General features: G+C 63.6%; 18 protein-coding genes, 3 tRNA genes and 1 other RNA gene. 15 read left to right on the forward strand and 7 right to left on the reverse strand.

Going from position 1 to position 19,147, the window contains the following annotated elements:
- Window positions 1-14: 14 nt before the first annotated feature.
- On the forward strand, window positions 15-1,217 hold the full coding sequence (locus tag CV102_RS06600) for a nicotinate phosphoribosyltransferase (RefSeq protein ID WP_148857078.1): 1,203 nt from the start codon (window positions 15-17) through the stop codon (window positions 1,215-1,217).
- A gap of 180 nt (window positions 1,218-1,397) precedes the next feature.
- Here the strand turns inward: CV102_RS06600 and CV102_RS06605 are convergent, their stop codons facing one another.
- Window positions 1,398-1,997: a TIGR00296 family protein gene (locus CV102_RS06605; protein ID WP_148857079.1), complete on the reverse strand. Its 600-nt coding sequence runs from the start codon at window positions 1,995-1,997 to the stop codon at window positions 1,398-1,400.
- Window positions 1,998-2,247: 250 nt separating this feature from the next.
- On the opposite strand from CV102_RS06605, the gene rnpB reads away from it, so the two are divergent.
- Window positions 2,248-2,653, forward strand: an RNA gene (gene rnpB / locus CV102_RS06610) — RNase P RNA component.
- 71 nt (window positions 2,654-2,724) lie between these two features.
- On the opposite strand, the gene CV102_RS06615 is transcribed toward rnpB, so the two are convergent.
- The 3 genes from CV102_RS06615 to CV102_RS06625 form a co-directional block, all read right to left on the reverse strand.
- Window positions 2,725-3,618 (reverse strand): esterase/lipase family protein, encoded by an 894-nt coding sequence (locus tag CV102_RS06615; RefSeq protein ID WP_148857080.1) that lies wholly within the window; start codon window positions 3,616-3,618, stop codon window positions 2,725-2,727.
- Between the two features lie 52 nt (window positions 3,619-3,670).
- Entirely contained in the window at window positions 3,671-4,876 is a 1,206-nt protein-coding gene (locus CV102_RS06620; RefSeq protein WP_148857081.1) for an outer membrane protein assembly factor BamB family protein, read from the reverse strand.
- A 544-nt stretch (window positions 4,877-5,420) separates the two neighbouring features.
- Window positions 5,421-5,493 (reverse strand) — tRNA-Arg (locus tag CV102_RS06625).
- 248 nt (window positions 5,494-5,741) lie between these two features.
- Between CV102_RS06625 and CV102_RS06630 the strand changes: the two genes are divergently transcribed.
- The 3 genes from CV102_RS06630 (at window position 5,742) to CV102_RS06640 (ending at window position 8,709) form a co-directional block, all read left to right on the forward strand.
- Window positions 5,742-7,193: a single-stranded DNA binding protein gene (locus CV102_RS06630; protein ID WP_148857082.1), complete on the forward strand. Its 1,452-nt coding sequence runs from the start codon at window positions 5,742-5,744 to the stop codon at window positions 7,191-7,193.
- A gap of 63 nt (window positions 7,194-7,256) precedes the next feature.
- Window positions 7,257-7,688: a histone gene (locus CV102_RS06635; RefSeq protein ID WP_148857083.1), complete on the forward strand. Its 432-nt coding sequence runs from the start codon at window positions 7,257-7,259 to the stop codon at window positions 7,686-7,688.
- A 1-nt stretch (window position 7,689) separates the two neighbouring features.
- Window positions 7,690-8,709, forward strand: coding sequence for a histone deacetylase family protein (locus CV102_RS06640; protein ID WP_148857084.1), 1,020 nt, complete (start codon window positions 7,690-7,692; stop codon window positions 8,707-8,709).
- Window positions 8,710-8,721: 12 nt separating this feature from the next.
- Here the strand turns inward: CV102_RS06640 and cca are convergent, their stop codons facing one another.
- Window positions 8,722-10,179: a CCA tRNA nucleotidyltransferase gene (gene cca, locus CV102_RS06645; RefSeq protein ID WP_148857085.1), complete on the reverse strand. Its 1,458-nt coding sequence runs from the start codon at window positions 10,177-10,179 to the stop codon at window positions 8,722-8,724.
- Between the two features lie 95 nt (window positions 10,180-10,274).
- Here cca and CV102_RS06650 point away from each other — a divergent pair.
- Window positions 10,275-10,380 (forward strand) — tRNA-Asn (locus tag CV102_RS06650).
- A 232-nt stretch (window positions 10,381-10,612) separates the two neighbouring features.
- Window positions 10,613-11,122, forward strand: coding sequence for a group I intron-associated PD-(D/E)XK endonuclease (locus CV102_RS06655; protein ID WP_394349476.1), 510 nt, complete (start codon window positions 10,613-10,615; stop codon window positions 11,120-11,122).
- Here the strand turns inward: CV102_RS06655 and CV102_RS06660 are convergent.
- Window positions 11,104-11,526, reverse strand: a complete 423-nt coding sequence (locus tag CV102_RS06660) for a CopG family ribbon-helix-helix protein (protein ID WP_148857086.1) — start codon at window positions 11,524-11,526, stop codon at window positions 11,104-11,106. The genes CV102_RS06655 and CV102_RS06660 overlap by 19 nt on opposite strands.
- A gap of 103 nt (window positions 11,527-11,629) precedes the next feature.
- Between CV102_RS06660 and CV102_RS06665 the strand changes: the two genes are divergently transcribed.
- The 6 genes from CV102_RS06665 to CV102_RS06685 all read left to right on the forward strand — a co-directional run bounded on the left by CV102_RS06665 (window position 11,630) and on the right by CV102_RS06685 (window position 16,522).
- Window positions 11,630-12,838: a GTP-binding protein gene (locus CV102_RS06665; RefSeq protein ID WP_148857087.1), complete on the forward strand. Its 1,209-nt coding sequence runs from the start codon at window positions 11,630-11,632 to the stop codon at window positions 12,836-12,838.
- Window positions 12,839-14,152: a CobW family GTP-binding protein gene (locus tag CV102_RS06670; RefSeq protein WP_148857088.1), complete on the forward strand. Its 1,314-nt coding sequence runs from the start codon at window positions 12,839-12,841 to the stop codon at window positions 14,150-14,152.
- 54 nt (window positions 14,153-14,206) lie between these two features.
- The gene (locus tag CV102_RS06675) at window positions 14,207-14,788 is read left to right on the forward strand and encodes a MogA/MoaB family molybdenum cofactor biosynthesis protein (RefSeq protein ID WP_148857089.1); all 582 of its coding nucleotides are present in this window, start codon (window positions 14,207-14,209) and stop codon (window positions 14,786-14,788) included.
- Between the two features lie 127 nt (window positions 14,789-14,915).
- Window positions 14,916-15,044, forward strand: a complete 129-nt coding sequence (locus CV102_RS26990; protein WP_267903116.1) for a hypothetical protein — start codon at window positions 14,916-14,918, stop codon at window positions 15,042-15,044.
- 74 nt (window positions 15,045-15,118) lie between these two features.
- Window positions 15,119-15,227, forward strand: a tRNA-Ile gene (locus tag CV102_RS06680).
- Window positions 15,228-15,670: 443 nt separating this feature from the next.
- Entirely contained in the window at window positions 15,671-16,522 is an 852-nt protein-coding gene (locus CV102_RS06685; protein ID WP_148857090.1) for a hypothetical protein, read from the forward strand.
- Between the two features lie 36 nt (window positions 16,523-16,558).
- Here CV102_RS06685 and CV102_RS06690 read toward each other — a convergent pair whose 3' ends face one another.
- Window positions 16,559-16,933, reverse strand: a complete 375-nt coding sequence (locus CV102_RS06690; protein WP_148857091.1) for an ABC transporter permease — start codon at window positions 16,931-16,933, stop codon at window positions 16,559-16,561.
- A 132-nt stretch (window positions 16,934-17,065) separates the two neighbouring features.
- Between CV102_RS06690 and CV102_RS06695 the strand changes: the two genes are divergently transcribed.
- Together CV102_RS06695 and CV102_RS06700 are read left to right on the forward strand one after the other, a co-directional pair.
- Window positions 17,066-17,911, forward strand: a complete 846-nt coding sequence (locus CV102_RS06695) for a hypothetical protein (protein WP_148857092.1) — start codon at window positions 17,066-17,068, stop codon at window positions 17,909-17,911.
- Between the two features lie 68 nt (window positions 17,912-17,979).
- The gene (locus tag CV102_RS06700) at window positions 17,980-18,855 is read left to right on the forward strand and encodes a DUF6544 family protein (RefSeq protein WP_233710641.1); all 876 of its coding nucleotides are present in this window, start codon (window positions 17,980-17,982) and stop codon (window positions 18,853-18,855) included.
- Window positions 18,856-19,147 lie beyond the last annotated feature (292 nt).

The raw sequence follows: 19,147 nt of genomic DNA on the forward strand, positions 1-19,147 counted from the left end.
CAAAAACCGACGGTATGACGAACCCGTTCGGAACCGTCTCGTCCGAGGCGATCCTCGAGGGGACCGCGACGGACGCCTACTTCGAGCGCACGCACACGACGCTCGAGCACGCGGGCAAGGACCCCCACGTGGTCGCCGAGGTGACCGCCGATCAGTTCCCGACCGGCTCCTTCGACGTCTTCACCGGCGTCGAGGACATCGCGACGCTGTTCGAGGGACGAGACGTCGACGTCGACGCGCTTCCCGATGGCCAACTGTTCGACGGCGGCCCCGTCATGCGGATCGAAGGCTCGTACCTCGAGTTCGCCGAACTCGAGACCTCCTTGCTCGGCTTCCTCTCTCAGCCGAGTGGCTTCGCGACGGCCGCACTCGAGGCGCGACTCGCGGCCCCCGACTCGACGGTCCTCTCGTTCGGGGCACGCCACGTTCATCCCGCGATCACGGCGACGGTCGAGCGCGCGGCGCTGCTCGCCGGCCTCGACGGCTTCTCGCACGTCGCCGCGGGCGAAATTCTGGGCCGAGAGCCCGGCGGGACGATGCCCCACGCGCTCATGTTCTGTTTCGGCGAAGGGAACCAGCCCGAAGCCTGGCGAGCGTTCGACGAAGCGGTCCCCGAGGACGTTCCGCGGATCGCGCTCGTCGACACCTTCTGGGACGAGAAGAGCGAGAGCCTGCTGGCCGCCGAGACGCTCGGCGACGATCTCGACGGCGTCCGCATCGACACCACGAGCTCCCGTCGCGGCGACTTCCGTCACATCATCCGCGAGGTACGCTGGGAACTCGACGCTCGCGGCCACGAGGACGTCGACATCTTCTGTAGCGGCGGGCTCGGCCCCGACACCATCCGGAACCTGCGCGACGTCGCGGAGGGGTTCGGCGTCGGCAGCCACATCACCGAGGCCGACTCGATCGACTTCAGCCTCGACATCGTCGAGATCAGCGAGGGATCGGACGATTCCTCGAGCAGCCGGACGCAGTCCGGCGACGAGGGCGAACCGATCTCCAAGCGCGGCAAGCTCTCGGGCGCAAAAGAGGTGTACCGAACGGCAGACGGCGGCCACCACGTCGCGCTCGCGGACCGAGACGGTCCCGACGACGGCGAGGCGCTGCTCGAGCCGCTGGTGCGAGACGGCGAGATCGTTCGCGAGTTCGACCTCGAGGCCGCGAGCGAGCGGTGTCTGGCGGACGCCGAGGCGGTCGGGTTCGGCGAGGACTAATCTGGCACTGGATACCCGGCAAGAACGGTTCGATCGCTTGACTGATCAGTGTGCCCGTATTTCGTCCGGAGCCGACCCATTCGTCGACCGAACTCGCGAACCGATTTTTTGAGAAGTGTTGCGGCAATCGCTCCGGTAACCGGCAGTGGTGCCGTCACCACGACCGTTCTGCTCCCGTGGTCAGAGCTCTTCGATGCTGCCGTCGGCTTCTCGCTCGCGGAAGACCTGGCCCTCGAACAGCGTGACGACGACGTCATCGTTCTGCCATGCTCCCGGGGCGAGCTTCGCCTTCCGGCAGGTTCGATCGAGATATTCGCGTGCGCTCCAGCCGTTCTGGACGGGGACGGTCGGGTAGAGCCACCCGCCCTCGCCGCCGTCGATGGCGACGCCGTGAGTTCCCAGTTCGAGATCCGCCAGCGGATCGTCGGTGAGCACGACGTTCTTGACCCCACAGACTGAAACGGTAAGATTCTGCAACTCCGACGGGCTGATCTCGGAGCCACACGAGTCCTCGCTCGCGGCTTCGATCGCTGCGTCGACGATCACGTGCCCGAACTGTTTGTCCGAGCGATAGCCGCCGGCACAGCCGCGCAGGCTGCCGCGACCGCGGGTGGACTCGAGGCGAACGAACGCCCCGGTCCGCTCGTAGAACGCTTCCCGCATGCTGCCCGGCTGTTCTCGTTGTCCGTGTTGCACGTAGGATTCGACGGATTCGCGCGCGAGTTCGACAGCGCGCACTCCGTCTTCGTAGGAAAGGTCGACGCCGTGTCGCTGGGACATACAGATGCACATAGTGATTCTCTTCCTAAAGCGCTTCCATTCGTTCCGAGGTGACGAGTCCCGGCGACCGCGGGACTTATTCGGCTTCCGCTCGTACAGTAAACTGGGAGAGAGAGCCTGGCTGCCGCGATGGTCGCGCCGGCGACGGCGGGACCACCACGACGTTGGCCACCCTTCCGGGTTGCCCAACGCACCTCACGTGACCCATCCCTTCGGGATGCGTCACGCTCCTAACGTGGCCCATCTCTCCGAGATGCGCCACGCTCGCGAGGAAAGTCCCCCCACCTGTTCGGGCAGGTGACCGGACGCAAGTCCGGAGCGGGAGACCGCTGGCTCTGGAACAGAAACGACACGTCTCGGCCCGACCGATGATGCGCGCGAACCCGACCGAGAGGAAGGGGAGTTGACCCGCTGAGGATTGCGGTTGTGAAACCGTGGTTCGAATCCACGGACCGTGTGCGCGGTTCGACGTGCCTTCGGCACGAGAATCGCGAGTCACGGTCGACCGCACACGGACGGCCGAGGATCGATGGAACGGCGAACCCTCACCGGTGCAAGTCCGCGCCGTGGTAGCCCGAACGCCCCGCGGCTTCGCCGCGGACGGCGCGGACGCTCAGCCGAATGCCGGGACGAACAGAAGGGGGCTTACTCCTCTCACCCAGTTTTCGTACTCGAGTGGCGACGCTAGTTTTAACGAAGATAATCTAGAGCGACGGGTTCTCGAGTCTCACTCGAACCCGGCGACGATCTGGGGTACACAGCCCACCTCGGGTTTCGCGTAGTCGCAGTGGTCGTCGACCTCGTCGGTTACGTCCACGTCGGTGTAGTTCTCCGGCACCGAACCGCTGTCGTCGGTGACCCAGCCGCCGTCGCAGTCGGCACCGCCACAGCCGATACCGCTCGCGAGCGATTGGAGGTCGTAGCCGTAACAGACGTTGTCGTCGTTCTCGGAGTGGTAGTTGTAGACCGCCTCGGCACCGTTGTCGATGCCGTAGGCGTACTGCCCGTCCGTACAGACCGAATCGTCGTCCGCGGCGGTGCCGACCAGCGCGACGGTGTCGACGGTCGCCTCGCCGCCGAGCGCCGTGAGCGTCTCGAGACAGAGCCGACCGCCGAGGGAGTGGCCGACCAACCGAACCGTCCGCTCCTCGAGAGCCACCCGATCGGACGCGAGCCACGACGCGAGCCGCTGGCCCGCCGTTTCGGTCCTGCTCTCGGCGCGCCAGTAGTTGCGCGTGTCCGCCTCCCAGGACGCCGCGACCACTGGCACGTCGTACTCGGTCTCCTCGAGCGCCTGTTCGAGGGTGTAGGCCTGGTCGGTACTGGTCTCGAGGCCGAGCCAGCCGTGGACGTAGACGACGAGTTCGGATTCGTCCTCGACGTCATCGAAATTCGACGCCATCGGATTCCCGCCCGTGAGGTCGATCTCCGGATACTCCGCGGGCGCGGCCAGCCAGTCGTCGCAGCCGGTGAACCCGGCCGCCGAGGCCGAGCCGGTTATACCGCCGAGTCCCGCCCCGCCGACCGCTGCTCCCGCCGCCGAACCCAGGACGCGCCGTCGGCTGAGCGCAGTCGATTCCGCGTCGTCCTCTCCGTCTCCGTGACCTGACTGTTCGCTCACGCCACGACTGGGGCGTCGAGAGGGGTAGTCCCCGTGCAGGCAGCTTCCGGTCCTACGAGAGCACGAGCAACTCCGCGGTACCGTCGCCCTCGAACCGGCCGACGTTCGTCGTCGTGAACAGCTTCCCGTCGGCCGCGGTCACGTAGTTAACGTCGCCCGCCTCCTCGCGGTCGAACCGCTGTCCGCCGACTCGGAACGAGCGAACGCCGTAGCCGCCACCGACGTCGAACGCCCGGAGCCGATCGCCGCCGACGTACACCGTGTCGCCGACGACGATCGGTGGGTTCCGGGAACTGTGTCCGATATCGGCGCGCCAGAGATTATCCCCGTCGTTCGCGTCGAGCGCGTGCAGCGTCGAACCCGAGCGAGCGAGGACGGTCCGGTGACCGATCGCGAGCCCGTCGTTTCCGAACGCGCGGAGCTCCGCCCGCCACTCGCGTTTCCCGCTGATGTCGAAGTAGACGACCGAGCCGTCACCGCCCGCGACCGCGACGCCGTGTCCGACCCGGCGGTCGTCGGACGTGAGGACGATCGGTGCACTTGAGATGCCCGCCTCGATCGTCCGTCGCCACTCGACGCGGCCTTCCCACCGGTTGATCCGGTACAGTTCGCCGCCCCCCGTCGCGACGAACAGCCAATCGGCGTACTTCGCGATCGCATACTGTGCGATCCCGAGCAATTCCTGAACCCACAGTTCCTCGCCGCTCTCCGCGTCGAGCGCGTGGACGGCGTTACCGCCAGCCACGTACACCCGCCCGTCCTCTGTGTCCGTTACAGTGAGGGCGCTCTCGCTGATGATCCGCTCGAGTTCGAACGTCCAGTCGACCTCGCCCGTCTCGAGGTCTCGAGCCGCCAGCACCCGGCGTTCGGGGACGTAGGCCGTGCCGTCGAACACCGTCGGCGAACCGCTGTAGGAGTAGACGTCGTTCTCGGGGTCGATCGACCAGCGTCGTTCCCTCGTCCCTCTGTCGAACGCGACGATATCGCGTCCCGTGTTCACGAGGATGATGTCGTCGACCACGATCGGTTCGCCGGTCGCCATGGACGACTCGAGGTCGACCGCCCACTCGATGTCCGGATCGTCCCGTGGTGCTGCGCCGTCGGAAATGGTTCTCGAGTTCCGGAGGTCTGCACCGACGGTGGGCCACGCGTAGTCGTCGTCAGTTCCCGGCTCGTCGGTACGACTGCCGAGACAGCCGGCGATTGCCGCGGTACTCGTGGCGCCGATACCGAGGAGGAGCTTCCGTCTGGAGGGCATTCAGTCCGAATCGTTGACGTGTCGAGATGAGTTTTGTGCTTCGGAGATGTAATCAAATTCCTGACTCGAAACCGGAGGGCCGTCAGTAGCTCAGAAACCACGACCGCCGCTATCGACCAGTTCAGCCGACTCCCCGGAGTCACGACTCGTCGCTCGACCGGTGTTGAAACCGTGGCGACGTGCGTGAGGACACCGGGCTCGAGGTTCTCAACACGGTACCCAATCCGACGTAAAAGCGTCCTGACGGAGTCTAACGCGAACGAAGTGAGCGTAAGGCACGGACGACGCTTGCGTCGTCCGGAGATTTGAACACGCCGAGACGGTCCGGGCGTGCGGCGCTTCGCGCCGTTCCGGACTGCGACTTCCCTGCTAAAATCTCCGCGTTGGAGTTTCCTGCAGCACGTACTGCTCGCTACGCTCGCAGTGTTGTGCTGAAGAGAAACGTCCTGACGGAGTCTTACGCGAGCGTCAGCGAGCGTAAGGCACGTCAGGACCGAACGCAAGAGCGAGTGCTGAACAACGTGAAGCACTCGCGATAAGTGAGCGTCCTGACGGAGATTTGAACTCCGGTCCCTGGCTCCGCAAGCCAAGAGGATAGTCCACTACCCTACCAGGACTCATCTCATCGTACCGCCGTCGACATTAAAGCCCTTTCGAAACCCGCCCGCCAGCCGGCGATTCTGGCGTGTGATTGTCACTCGAGCCGTCCGCGAATTTATATATGGAGGCGAGGCCAGCGCTGGTATGATCGCCGACGAACAGGGTGCCAGCACCTCCTTGCGACGCCACGGTCCGCGCTCGCACCTGTCCCGAAGATACCGAATGAACAACGCTTATGCGCGGGCTACTCATGCACGAACATAGAATGAGCGACATCGAGGGCGTATACGAAGACCTCGAGGCCGACGTCTCTCTCGAGGAGTTTCGCGAGGCCGTCGAGGCGAAAGTCGAGCAGATGGGGGGACTCGCAGACGAAGAGACGGCGGCGATGCTCATCGCTCACGAAGTTGGCGAGAGCGAGGTTGGCGGCGTCGCCGACGTCGAACCCGGCATGGAGACAGCGAAGTTCGTCGCCAAGGTGATCGACATCGGCGAGATGCGAACCTTCGAACGCGACGGCGAGGACGAGGACGGCCGGGTCGTCAACGTCGAGGTCGCCGACGAGACGGGGGCGATCCGCGCGGCGTTCTGGGACGAGCACGCCGAGGCCGCTATCGGCGAACTCGAGGAGGGCCAGGTTCTGCGGATCAAGGGCCGTCCGAAGGAAGGGTTCAGCGGCGTCGAGGTCAGCGTCGACGACGTCGAGCCCGATCCGGACACCGAGATCGACGTCCAGGTGTCGGACACCCACACCGTCGAGGCGCTCTCGCTGGGCCTTTCGAACGTCAACCTCGTCGGCGTCGTCCTCGACACCGACAGCGTTCGCACGTTCGACCGCGACGACGGCTCCGAGGGGAAGGTCTCGAACCTCACGGTCGGCGACTCGACCGGGCGCGTGCGAGTCACGCTGTGGGACGAACAGGCCGACCGATCGCAGGAACTCGCCGCCGGCGACACCGTCGAGGTCGTCGACGGCTACGTTCGCGAACGCGACGGCACGCTCGAACTGCACGTCGGCAACCGCGGCGCAGTCGAAGAGGTCGACGCGGACGTCGAGTACGTCCCGGAGAGCACGCCGATCGAGGACCTCGAGATCGGAGAGACCGTCGACATCGCAGGCGTCGTCCGCTCGGCCGATCCAAAGCGGACGTTCGACCGCGACGACGGCTCCGAGGGGCAGGTTCGGAACATTCGCGTCCAGGACGCGACCGGCGACATCCGCGTGGCACTCTGGGGGGAGAAGGCCGACGTCGACGTCGGACCGGGCGACGAGGTCGCGCTGGGCGACGTCGAGATTCAGGACGGCTGGCAGGACGACCTCGAGGCCTCCGCCGGCTGGCAGTCGACGATTACGGTCCTCGAGTCCGACTCCGCTGCCTCGGAGGAAGCCGATGGGGATCGATCCGAAGACGAGAACGCGGGTCTGTCGGCGTTCGCCGAGGGGAACGCCGACTCGAGTTCGGGGTCGGAAACCGACACCGAATCACCGGCCGACGGTGATGGCGACGCCGGATCGGCAGATCCGACGGACGATCCGAGCGACGGCGAGGAGATCGAGTTCACCGGGGTCGTCGTCCAGGCGGGTAGCCCGGTCGTTCTCGACGACGGCGAGACGACGATGAGTGTCGTCACCGACGCCGACGTCGGGCTCGGCGAGGAGCTAACCGCCCGAGGGGTCGTCCGCGACGGCCGACTCGAGGCAAACGACGTCTTCTGAGCCGCTGAGCAGCGCCGAATTCGGAGGAAAAGCGTTAAGGGAGTTAACTCCGGCTATCATGATATGAACGTCGAACTCCCGTTCGCCCCGGTAGATACAATTATTCGGCGGAACGCGGGCGAACTCCGGGTGAGTGCCGACGCATCGGAGGAACTTGCAAAGCGCATTCAAGAACACGGAAGCGAGCTCGCGATCGACGCCGCCGAGCGAGCGACCGCCGACGGGCGAAAGACGCTCATGGCCGAGGACTTCGAGGTCGGTGTGGTCGTCGAGAAGGACGACCTCGAGTTACCGGTCGCGCCCGTCGACCGCATCGCGCGCCTCGAGATCGACGACCGCTATCGGGTGGCGATGGATGCCCGGATCGCGCTCGCGGACATTCTCGAGGACTACGCCGACAACGTCGCGCGAGCGTCGGCGATCCTCGCTCGTCACGCCGACCGTCGAACGATCACCGACGACGACATCGAGACGTACTTCTCGTTGTTCGAGTGAGATGCAGTTTGGCTACAGCGAGGTCTGCCTCGCACACGATCCCGGCCCGCGACACCCCGAGGCACCGGACCGACTGCGCGCGATCCGCGAACGGCTGAAACGGAAACACGGCGTCGAGTACGTCGACGCAGATCCCCTCGGCATCGACGTGATGGACGGCGTCCACGAGCGGACGTACCTCGAGTCGGTCGAGGAGTTCTGTGCCGAGGGCGGCGGAAGCTGGGACCCCGACACCACCGCCGTCGAGGAAACCTGGAACGCGATCAGACACAGCGTTGGGCTCGCCTGCTGGGCCGCGGAAGCGGCACTCGACGGCGCAGACGGCCGCAAGACGCCGTTCTCACTCGGACGCCCGCCGGGTCACCACGCCGTCTACGACGACGCGATGGGGTTTTGTTTCGTCAACAACGCCGCCGTCGCCGCCCAGCACGTTCTCGATACCCGTGACGTCGACCGGGTCGCGATCGTCGACTGGGACGTCCACCACGGAAACGGAACGCAGGACATCTTCTACGATCGCGACGACGTGTTCTTCGTCTCGCTTCACGAGCAGGGGCTGTATCCCGGTACCGGGGACGTCGACGAGATCGGCGAGGGAGACGGCGAGGGGACGACGATGAACGTCCCGATGCCGGCGGGAACGGACGACCTGGACTATCTCGCCGCGTTCGAGGGACCGATCAGGGCCGCCCTCGAGGACTACGATCCCGACCTGCTGCTCGTCAGCGCGGGATTCGACGCGCATCGCCACGATCCGATCTCCCGTATCCGTCTCTCGACGGAGGCGTACGCACTGCTGACCGATCGACTTCGGTCGCTGTCCGAAACGACGGACGCCGCGCTCGCGTTCGTCCTCGAAGGCGGCTACGGACTGGACGTGCTGGCCGACAGCGTCGCCCTCGTCCACGAGACGTTCGACGGACGGGAGCCGATCGAACCGGGCGGGGAACGCAGCGAGGAGGCGACCGAGATGCTCGAGACGGTCGCCGACGCGCACGACCTCGACCTGGATCTCGACTGATCGTCAGCGCAATCAGGGACGCGGATCGAAGTATTCTGCGAGCGGAATCCCGAACTCGGGGAGCAGCGCCGTCACTTCGGTGCCGACCAGCACCTCGTAGCCGTCTTCGAGCGCCGTCTCCACGTGGGCGCCGAGTCCGACGTCGAAGAGCCGATCGCTCTCGAGGAAGGCGCGTGCGGTGGTGAATTCGCGCTCGCGCTCCGCGACGTATCGATCCTCTACGACGAACGGACCGTAGACGTCGGGATCGTCCGCGTAGGCCTCATAGAACCCTTCCGCGTGACTGCGGACGTGGACGGGCGGGCCGCGGTGTCGCTCGACCGCCGGTCGCTCGCTGACGGCGAGTTCGGCGAAGACGACGGCGGTATCGTCGGCGAACGCCGTCGCCCGGAAGACGTCGAAGCCGCGGTCGTCGAGACCGTTCGCGATCCCCTCGAGCGATTTCTGAAGCTGCGGATAGAGCTGGTCGTCGACGAGGTCGGGACTGTCGAACCGGACGGCGACGGGCGTCGTGTCGCGGCGCTCGAGGTGCTCGTGGAGCTCCGCGGCGGTCAGGGCGTCCGGATCGTCCGGCTCGAAGAAGTCGACGGACGGCTCCTCGAGGAACGCTCGGGCGTAGTGCTGGAATCGGGCGACGTTCGCGGCCGAACAGACGGCGGCGACGTTGCGCTCCGGATCGGTCGGATCGATGACGACCAGCGGATCTGTGAACGGGAGGTCGGCGTCGCCGACCGCTTCATTCCGAGACGGCGAAGCCGTCTCGCGCGCTCGACCGTGATCTTCGGGATCGAGTTCGACCGGCGGCTGCCAGTCGGCCGCGGCCTCGAGCAACGGACGAAAGCCGCCGTACTCGACGACGAGCAGTTCGGTGAGGTAGCCGCTAAAGCCACGCGTCCGGAGGTCGCTGCCGTAGGCGCCGATCCCCTTCAGGAACTGCTTGGTGAGTCGGACGTCGTCCGCGAGTTCGTCGTCGAGGCGCTGTTCGAGATATCGGGTGTGGAAGGGAGTGCGATCGACGGCCGACCGGATCTCGGTTGCGGACTCGAGTCGGAAGCACGGGACGACGTCGACGTCGAACCCCTCGACCTCCCCTTTGACGTAGGGGTGTTCGGCGTACTCCTCGTGTCCGTCAGGCAGCGTCGCGTGGCCGACCTCGAGGCCGTACTGCTCGAGCGTTTCTCGGTCGAGTTCGGGCGGGAAACGGACGAAGACGTCGATGTCGCGGTCGCCGCTGATCCAGGTGTTTCGCGCGGTCGAGCCGACCTGTATCACGTCGGCGTCGGCGCACAGCTCGGTCGCCGCGGTCTCGGCTCGCTCGGTGAGCGTCGCCGCGACCTCGCGCAACCGGGTGCGTTCGTCCTCGTCGGGGTCGACTCGGTCGTGGACCTGGCTCACGACGGTCTCGAAATCGTCGCCGGCGTTCGTCTCGTCCGGCTCGCTATCGTCGCGGTCGGCCTCGTCCTCGCTCATCGAGGGAGAGTACTCGAGCGGTGCGTGAAAGCGTGTCGAACTCGGGGAAGGCAAAACGAAAGCCCTATCAAACACTCGCGACAACGTGAGGATAAGCCGAAGTAGCTCAGATGGTAGAGCACCTCGCTGTTACGGCGACGCAGTGATTCGCTGTTCGCCGCAGATACGAGGTTGTCCCAGGTTCGAGTCCTGGCTTCGGCGCTTCTCCGAATATCACTCGCAAGGAGCGCCAGCGCCGAGCAAGTCCGATTCGAAAACCAGCGAAATACGTCAGACTCGAACACGCGAGTCGCAGCCGGTCGCGAACGCAGTGAGCGACCCTGACCGTCTCGCACCTGTTCGAGTCCTGGCTTCGGCGCTTCTTCGATATCGTTCGTCGCGGAGAGTCGTCTCACCGTTCCGGACTCGTCCGCCGCCCGAGACGCTGTAATTCATGTCGAAAAGCGCGGCGAATCGGGGTCTGTCCGATCGACCGGCGTGTTACGAGGAACTCGAGGAGCCCCAGAAACGCGGACAGGTGACGGAGGCAATTTTACAAGCGGCGTTCGTCGTGCGCGACGTTCCCGTACTCGTCCCGACATACGACAACGAGCCGTACGACCTGGTCATCGAAGTTGGCGGACGGTTCCACAGAATCCAGTGCAAGACCGCGTACCGGAAAAGCGACGGAACGGTCGCGTTCGAGACGGTCAGCACGCGCCGACGTCGAGACGGCTACGACCGGCGAGGATACGACGACCGTGCCGAGTACTTCGCCGTCTACGATCCGATCAACGACAACCGCTACCTGATCCCCGTCTCCGAGGCCGCAACGGGGAAGATGGAGATCCGGTTTCGCGAGCCGAAAAACGGTCAGCGCGTCGGGATCAACTGGGACGAGGAGTACCTGCTCGAGGAGCGACTCGAGACGCTCCAAAATCCGGCTCAGTTCTCCGGTAACTGATCGACGGTATCCAGCGAAACGAGCGAGTAGTCGACGTTCTCGACGCCGTCGACGGCCCGTAGCTTGCCGACGAACGACGAGATCTCCTCGAGTTCGGTCTCGAGAACGAACAGATCCAGACAGTAGTCGTCGACGTGGCTGTGATCGTTCGCCGCGACGGCAGCGTCGAACTCGTGGCGAAGCTCCGTGACACGACGTTCGATGCACGGTGTTCCGAAGTCGTAGAGCACGCTGACGGTTCCGGCGAGGTGGGCGTCCTCGAAACGTTCGTCCTCGAACTCGGTGAGCAGCGATCTGGCGCTCTCGCGGACGACTTCGCTGCGGCCCGTATACTCGTGGGCCGCTGCGTGGGCGTCGAGTCGCTCGAGTAGTTCCTCCGGCATCGAGACGCTAACGACGGGCATATATCAAGATCCACAATTGGATTAATAGAGTTTGTTATTCAGAATCAGACCGAGACCAATAACTAACATTAACAAGAGCACGGTTCGTATTCACAATCGGACTATGACTGACGAACGCATTCCAGTGACCGTTCTGAGTGGGAGTCTCGGTGCGGGAAAGACGACCGTTCTCAACCACGTACTGACCGCCGACCACGGCCTCGAGGTCGCCGTCGTCGTCAACGACATGGGCGACGTCAATGTCGACGCCGAACACGTCACCCAGCAGTCCGATCTGGGCGGCGAGGAAGAGATCATCGAGATGTCGAACGGCTGTATCTGCTGTCGCCTCCGGGGCGACATGCTCGACGAGGTCGGTCGACTCGCCGACCGCCGCGAGTTCGACTACCTGCTGGTCGAATCCTCGGGTATCTCGGAGCCGGTTCCGGTCGCCCAGACGTTCGCGATGGGGTTCGAAGATGCCGATTTCGATCCAACCGACACCTACGAACTCGATACGATGGTGACGGTGGTCAACGCCCACAGCTTCTGGGAGTCGTTCGACTCCGGCGAAGCGCTCGTGAGCGAGGCGCTCTCCGGTGATTCGGGTCGCGTACCCGAGGAGGTCCTCCTCGACCAGATCGAGTTCTGCGACGTCCTCCTGTTGAACAAGTGCGACCTCGTCCCCGACGAAGCCATCGCGGAGATCGAAACCGTCCTCGAGCGCCTCCAGCCGCGAGCGAAGTTCGTTCGGACGGAGTTCGGCGACGTCGATCCGGACGAGATTCTCGGGACGGGACGCTTCGACTTCCAGGCAGCCTCGAACTCGGCGGGCTGGAAACACGAACTCCAGCACGACCACCACCACGACCCCCAGGAGGAACACGGCGTCACCTCGTTCGTCTACGAGCGCGACCGGCCGTTTCACCCGGGGCGGATCGCCGGGCTCCTTTCGGACCTGCCAGACGAACTGATCCGCGCGAAGGGGTTTTTCTGGAGCGCCGGCCGCGAAGACGTCGCGATGGGCGTCGATAAGGCAGGGACGTCCGTCCGTGCCGGTCCGTCCGGACAATGGCTGGCGACGCTTCCCGAAGCCGAACGCGAGCAGTACTTCGCCGCCCGCCCCGGCCTCGAGGAGGACTGGGACGAGGAGTGGGGCGACCGGATGACCCGCCTCGTCTTCATCGGCCGCGAGTTCGACGAAGAGCCCCTGATCGATCGACTCGACGAGTGCGTGCTGACCGACGCAGAGTTCGAGGACGACGACTGGTCGACTTACGCCGATCCGTTCGAACCGGAAGACCGACGTGAACTCGCGCTCGCAAACGAGTAGATGTCCGTTCCAGTCACCATCCTCTGTGGCGAACTCGGCGCCGGGAAGACGACGCTGCTCTCGGGGCTGCTCGAGTCCGCAGACCGCGATATCGCCGTCCTGGTCAACGACGTGGGCGAAGTCAACGTCGACGCGGACCTCGTGGAAGCGCGCACCGACCTCGAGACCGGGGACGAAGTCGTCGCTCTCGAGAACGGCTGCATCTGCTGTAGCCTCGGCGGCGACCTCTCGCGAGCGGTGATCCAGCTCTGGAAGGAAGCGGAGTTCGACCACCTCGTGGTCGAAGCGTCGGGCGTCGGCGAACCCGAGCCGATCGCCCAGCAGTTCGTTCGCGGTCCCGCGGGTGGGCCGTACGACCTCGCCGCCGTCGTAACCGTCGTCGACGCACGGCGGTTCTATGACCGATTCGCCGACGCCGACGGAACACCGGTTCGCCAGGGTCCCGACGAAACCGGGACGCGCCCCATCGCGGACCTGCTGCTCGAGCAGGTGGAGTTCTGCGACCTGCTCGTCGTTAACAAGTGCGACCTCGTCGACGAGGCCGAACGCGACCGCGTCGTCGCGCTGCTCGAGGCGCTGCAGCCCGGGGCAGAGATCGTGACGACCGAGCACGGGGCCGTCGACCTCGAGACCCTTCTCGACGGCGACTACTTCGACTTCAGCGCTGCCCGCGAGTCGGCGGGCTGGAAGCAGGCGATCGAGAGCGACGCGGACGATCATGACGAGACCGACGAACACGGCCACGATGAGGAGCACGCTCACGGCCACGAGCACGGCGAAGATCACGAACATGACGACGACCCCGACCACGGTGGCGAGCACGATCACGAACACCCTCCCGAGCGGTACGGGATCGAGGTCGAGAGCTACCACCGTCGTCGACCGTTTCATCCGGATCGCTTCGCGTCGCTCCTGCGATCGCTCCCCGATGGTCTCGTTCGCGCGAAGGGCCTCACGTGGATCGCCGGCCGCGAGAAGCAGGCCATCACGACGAGCTTCGCCGGCACGGAGACGACGCTCGAGGTTACCGGCCGCTGGATCGCCAGCTTCTCCGAGGAACGCCAGGAGACCTTCCGCCAGGGCCAGCCCGACCTCTCGTGGGGTGAGGAGTGGGGCGACCGCGAGAATCGACTGGCGCTCATCGGTCGCAACCTCGAGTGGGACGCCCTCGAATCCCGACTCGACGACTGTCTGCTGACCGATTCCGAGATGGAGGACGACTGGGACAGCTACGAGAACCCCGCGCCGACGGCGATGGGCGAGACGGTGACGATCTCGGGTGCCGAACGGACGACCGAAGGGGATCGTGAATGACCGCACGACGAATTCGGGGAAGCGCTTATCGGCCCCCAGTATGGAGATACGCATATGACTGCTGACAGAGCGGATCGACGGAGCACGGACGATCACGGCCACGACATCATCGACCCGCTGTACGTCGGAATAGTCACGGTCTCGAGTTCGCGCGCCGCGGAAGCCGACCCGGACGATCCGGGCGGCGACACGGTCCAGGAGTGCTTCGAGTCCGAGGGCCACGAGGTCCAGGAGCGCGTCCTCGTCCGCGACGACTACTCCTCGATCCGGACCGCGGTCCGGGGCCTCGTCGCTCGACAGGATATCGACATCGTCTGCACCACCGGTGGGACCGGCGTCACGGCCGACGACGTCTCGCCGGAGGCAACGTCGTCACTGTTCGAGCGCGAACTGCCTGGCTTCGGCGAACTGTTCCGGTCGCTCTCGTGGGACGAGGTCGGCACCCGCGCAATGGCCTCGCGGGCGACGGCCGGAATCGCCGTCGACACGCCGGTGTTTTGCCTCCCGGGAAGTACGAGCGCCTGCCAGACCGCCTGCGAGCAGCTGATCGTTCCCGAAGCGCCTCACCTCGCGGGGCTGGCGACCCGTCACCGCGCCGGGGCGACCGATCAGACGCTCGCGGATTACGACGAGTAGCGCGTCGCGATTCACGGCGGGCGTCGTCTCGGAATTCGTATCGTTGTTATCTCGAGTCCGGCCCTTGTTAGCCATCAAAACGCCTGAAACAGGCTTTATTGGCTCGGCCGGCCTGCATTCGAATGCTATGTGCCACCACTTCGAATCCGTCGCCGAACTCAGTGAGGACGAACGAGCGGACGTACTCGAGTCCCACAGCGACGAGGAACTCGAGGACAAACTGACCGAGGACGAACTCGAGGCGCTGACCGCGTAATCCCGCCGCCGTTTTTCTCGGCGGAAAACAGACAGCAAGCGTTAACTATTGTGGACGGATTCGTTCAACTTGGAGGGCCCTTAGCTCAGTCTGGTTAGAGCGCTCGGCTCATAACGAACGCCGGTCATGCGAGCGGGTTCGTGAGACACCGAGTGGTCGATGGTTCGAATCCGTCAGGGCCCATGGTTTGGGAGAATTGGCGTAAGAACTTCTCTGAAGGCAAAAAACGGCGCTTATTCAATTATGGGGTTCTTTGATCTGACGAGAGCATCCAGAATGTGCAGGGTTCTGAGCCAGTGGAATTTGGCACTTCATGTCTCGCGCGACTCACTCGTCTTATCCAGCAAATGGAAGAATTGGCGTATAACATTCAGAGATCACATCCATTAGGGAAGCTATCTTCAGCGGACGTGACGGGGCCTACATCTGGAGTCTCACTAATCAACTACGGGAACTGGGTGCGTCACAACTATAGTAACAACTGAAACTATTTACACACCGATCGCACAGCTGTCGTGCGATCGGGTGTGCATTGACTTTCAGTGGCTACTATAGAGATCAGTGGTTCTCACCGGATAGGTGCTGCAAGTAAAAGCTAATTCCCTTCGTTGCGATTTTTCAATACAATGGTCCGCCAACTCCGCCGATGGCATATCGTCTCGACGGTCGTCATTCTCGTTCTTGCTGCTGTTTCGTCACTGATCGGATTGTTTCGGACTGGTCACTATCAGGCCCCTCCAGAACTCGTGGAAGCGTATCAAATACAGGACCTTACGATCCTCGTCGTCGGTATTCCTGTTCTTGCTGCTGGGCTCTGGTACGCAATTCGGGGCTCGGTGCGGGGCCGAATCATCTGGATCGGTGGTTTGGCATATATGACGTACATGTGGGCTAGCATCGCCATCCAAATCCCGTTCAACGAACTGTTTCTCGTCTATACCGCACTGTTCGGGCTCTCACTCTTCACGTTCGTCGATGGGATGGTATCGACTGACGCTGAGAGAATCCGACAGACAGTGGAAGGACAAATCAACGTGGCACTGTACAGTGGAGCGCTGACCGCCATCGGACTCGGTCTTGGTGCACTCTGGCTGTCGGACGTCATACCGCCGCTACTCACTGGGACGACACCGAGCCTCATTGAAGAGTCCGGCCAACAGGCGATGGCGACTCATGTCATCGACCTCGGCGTCGTGGTACCATCGATCCTCCTCTCTGGAGCGTGGTTGTATCGGGAGCGCACTTGGGGGTACGTCTTCGCCGGGGTCGTATTGGTCCTGGGTGCAACGCTCGCGGCTCCAATCAGTATCATGACGCTGGTGTTTATGATGGGTGACACCGTTAGTGTCAGCCCCATCGCAGCCGTGTTCACGTTTCTACCGGTCCTCGTGTCAGCGTTATTGGCCGTAACCTATCTCCGCTCAATGGGGAGCCGAACGCATCCCACAGCGGACGAGAACCGTAAGCAATCTATCTAACCTCGCACTCAGCACCACCCTGACAACGTATCCGTGTCAGATGAAATAGGAATACACCACTGCGACGAGGATTCCCAGGTTGACGACGATGCCAGCGTAGGCGACTGTGTAGTCAAGGGTGGTAAGGCCCAGCGAAAAGATCGCAACCGCACCCACCACCAACGGCCAGTGGTCCCAGTCTACGAGCACTGCGCCGGCAGCGGCGACGAATCCGATGGCAGCCACAGCCCAAAGGACCCCGAATACACGCATACCCACGTCCCCTACGTTCACCGCACCGCCGAGGAGCGTCGTCTTGTAGGGGAACTCGGCGACGTCGGCAAGTCCGAGATACACGGCGGTGCCGAGAAGATGGATCATCCCATGTCCAAGGAGGACAATCGATCCCACGTACGTCAGGAGGCGACTCATGCCTGTAACTATACAGTGTCTCAGAATGATGTTTTCGGTAAATGACTTCGCGCGCCGAATGCAACGTTCCGTCATCACCCACGTCGGAGACCATACTGGCCCACTACGATACCAATCGGAGCAACTCCTAAGATGGTGAGCGTGTCCCAATCACCGATCCCCCGTACGTACCGCTTCGCATCGCTCACGACGCTGCTGCTGACGATCGTTGCCACCGCTGTCGGACTGTTCGTCCCGAACTTCTACCGCGACGACCCGGTGTTGCTTCCCCAGATCTACGGGCAAGACCTGTTAACGCTCATGGTCGCCGTTCCAGCACTCGCTATTTCGCTGTACTACGCAGACCGTGGGTCGCTACGAGGCTACGTCGTTTGGCTCGGCGTGACTGGCTACCTGTTGTATACCTATGCCTCGTATGCCTTCATGACCGCGTTCAACGAACTGTACCTCGTGTATATAACGTTGCTCTGGCTGACACTGTTCACGTTCGTCGGCGGGATGGTTCGGCTCGACGCGGCGACGCTGAAACGGGACCTGGATGAGGCGTCCGTCCGCCCCTACGTCGCCCTCCAGCTGTTGCTGGCCGTATTAGTCTCGCTCCTATGGCTCTCGGAGGTTCTACCGGCGACCCTCGCAGGAACGACACCGGCGAGCATCGCCGAACCGGGACTCCCGACGTCAGTCATCTACTCGCTGGACCTGGGCATCATCGTCCCCGCATTTGCCCTGACGGCCTACTGGCTCTGGAACCGTCGGTCCTGGGGATACGCGTTTACCGCCGTCTTGCTCGTGAAGATCGCTACGCTCGGCGGGGCCGTCCTCGCAATGATCGTTTTCATGACCCTCGATGGACAGGCCGTGCCGCTGCCCCAGATCCTCATCTTTGGAGCGCTGACGGCCATCAGTCTGTGGCTGATGGGTCGATTTCTGGTGGCGATCGATCCCGACTCAGACCCAGTCCGGGCAGGAACATCGTAGATGAGCTCTCGCCGATCCGACGACTGTCAGTGGACTACTCTTAAGACGCGGGCCGCGGTCCCGTACCCATGCGACACGCACGTATTCTCAAACGCATTCTCAGTGTGTCCGCCGCTCTCTTCATCGTCGGTCTCGCCGGCATCGTCTGGCGACAGTACGAGACGACCCGGCGTGTGGGCAAACTTCGCCAGTCCGCGAACAGTGGGAGTGAGGCAGTGTTCACGGAAGACGACGTAGAAGGATTACCCGATCCAGTCCGTGAGTACCTGACCAACGCACTCCCTCAGGGACACCCGTACGTTGACCAGATTCGGCTCGAACAGAACGGCAAACTGCGACTTGGTGGTGCGTCGTCACCGTGGAAGCCGTTTACCGCGACACAGCACGTCACCGTAGATCCGCCGGGATTCTATTGGGACGCGTCGATCAGACTCGCCCCGCTTCTCTCGTTATGTGTCCGTGACCTGTTCTGTGACCGTGAGGGCACTGCGAGCGTATCCGTGTTCGGCGTCATCCCGCTCGACAGCGCCACTTCGAGTCCGGAGTTAGAAGAAGCAGAACTGATGCGCTATCTCGCTGAGGCGGTCTGGTATCCGACCGCGCTCCTTCCTGCAGCGGGCACCGAGTGGGAGTCGATCGACGACAGGACGGCGAAAGCGACCGTCGAAGACGGGGACGTGTCTGCCTCCCTCACGTTCTCGTTCAACGAGGACGACGAGGTGACCAGGGTCCACGCCGATCGGTATCGACGCGTGGACGACGGGTACGAGCTGACGTCCTGGTCCGGCTACTGGCGGAACTACGAGACACGGAACGGCGTGACCGTGCCGACGGAGGGGGAGGTCGTCTGGCATCTTCCGGACGGTGACCTGCACGCATGGCAGGGGCGGGTCACAGACATACAGTACGATGAATTGCTATCCTATCGTGGACGTGAGCGATGACCCTAATTCGCTTCGCCTCGTCTGGATTCGATACCGGACAATGACCCCGTCTGTGACGAGCTATTTGACCTTGTTGAAACCCTCAATGGGTGATAGATTCCAGCTGCCTTGCTGAATACACAGCGCGAATGTCGCACGAAGCCTAGTCTAATCTACACCTCTCGACCGTCGACCATTACGAAGATTGGACGGCGAGGGATCGTGTCACAGGTTGAGGCCGACATTTCTATACCGTTTGTAGAGGTAGTACGGTGCGGCGATCGGCCACATGGCGGCGACGCCGGCGATCCAA

The organism is Natronococcus pandeyae (assembly GCF_008122205.1).
In the GTDB taxonomy this organism is placed as follows: domain Archaea; phylum Halobacteriota; class Halobacteria; order Halobacteriales; family Natrialbaceae; genus Natronococcus; species Natronococcus pandeyae.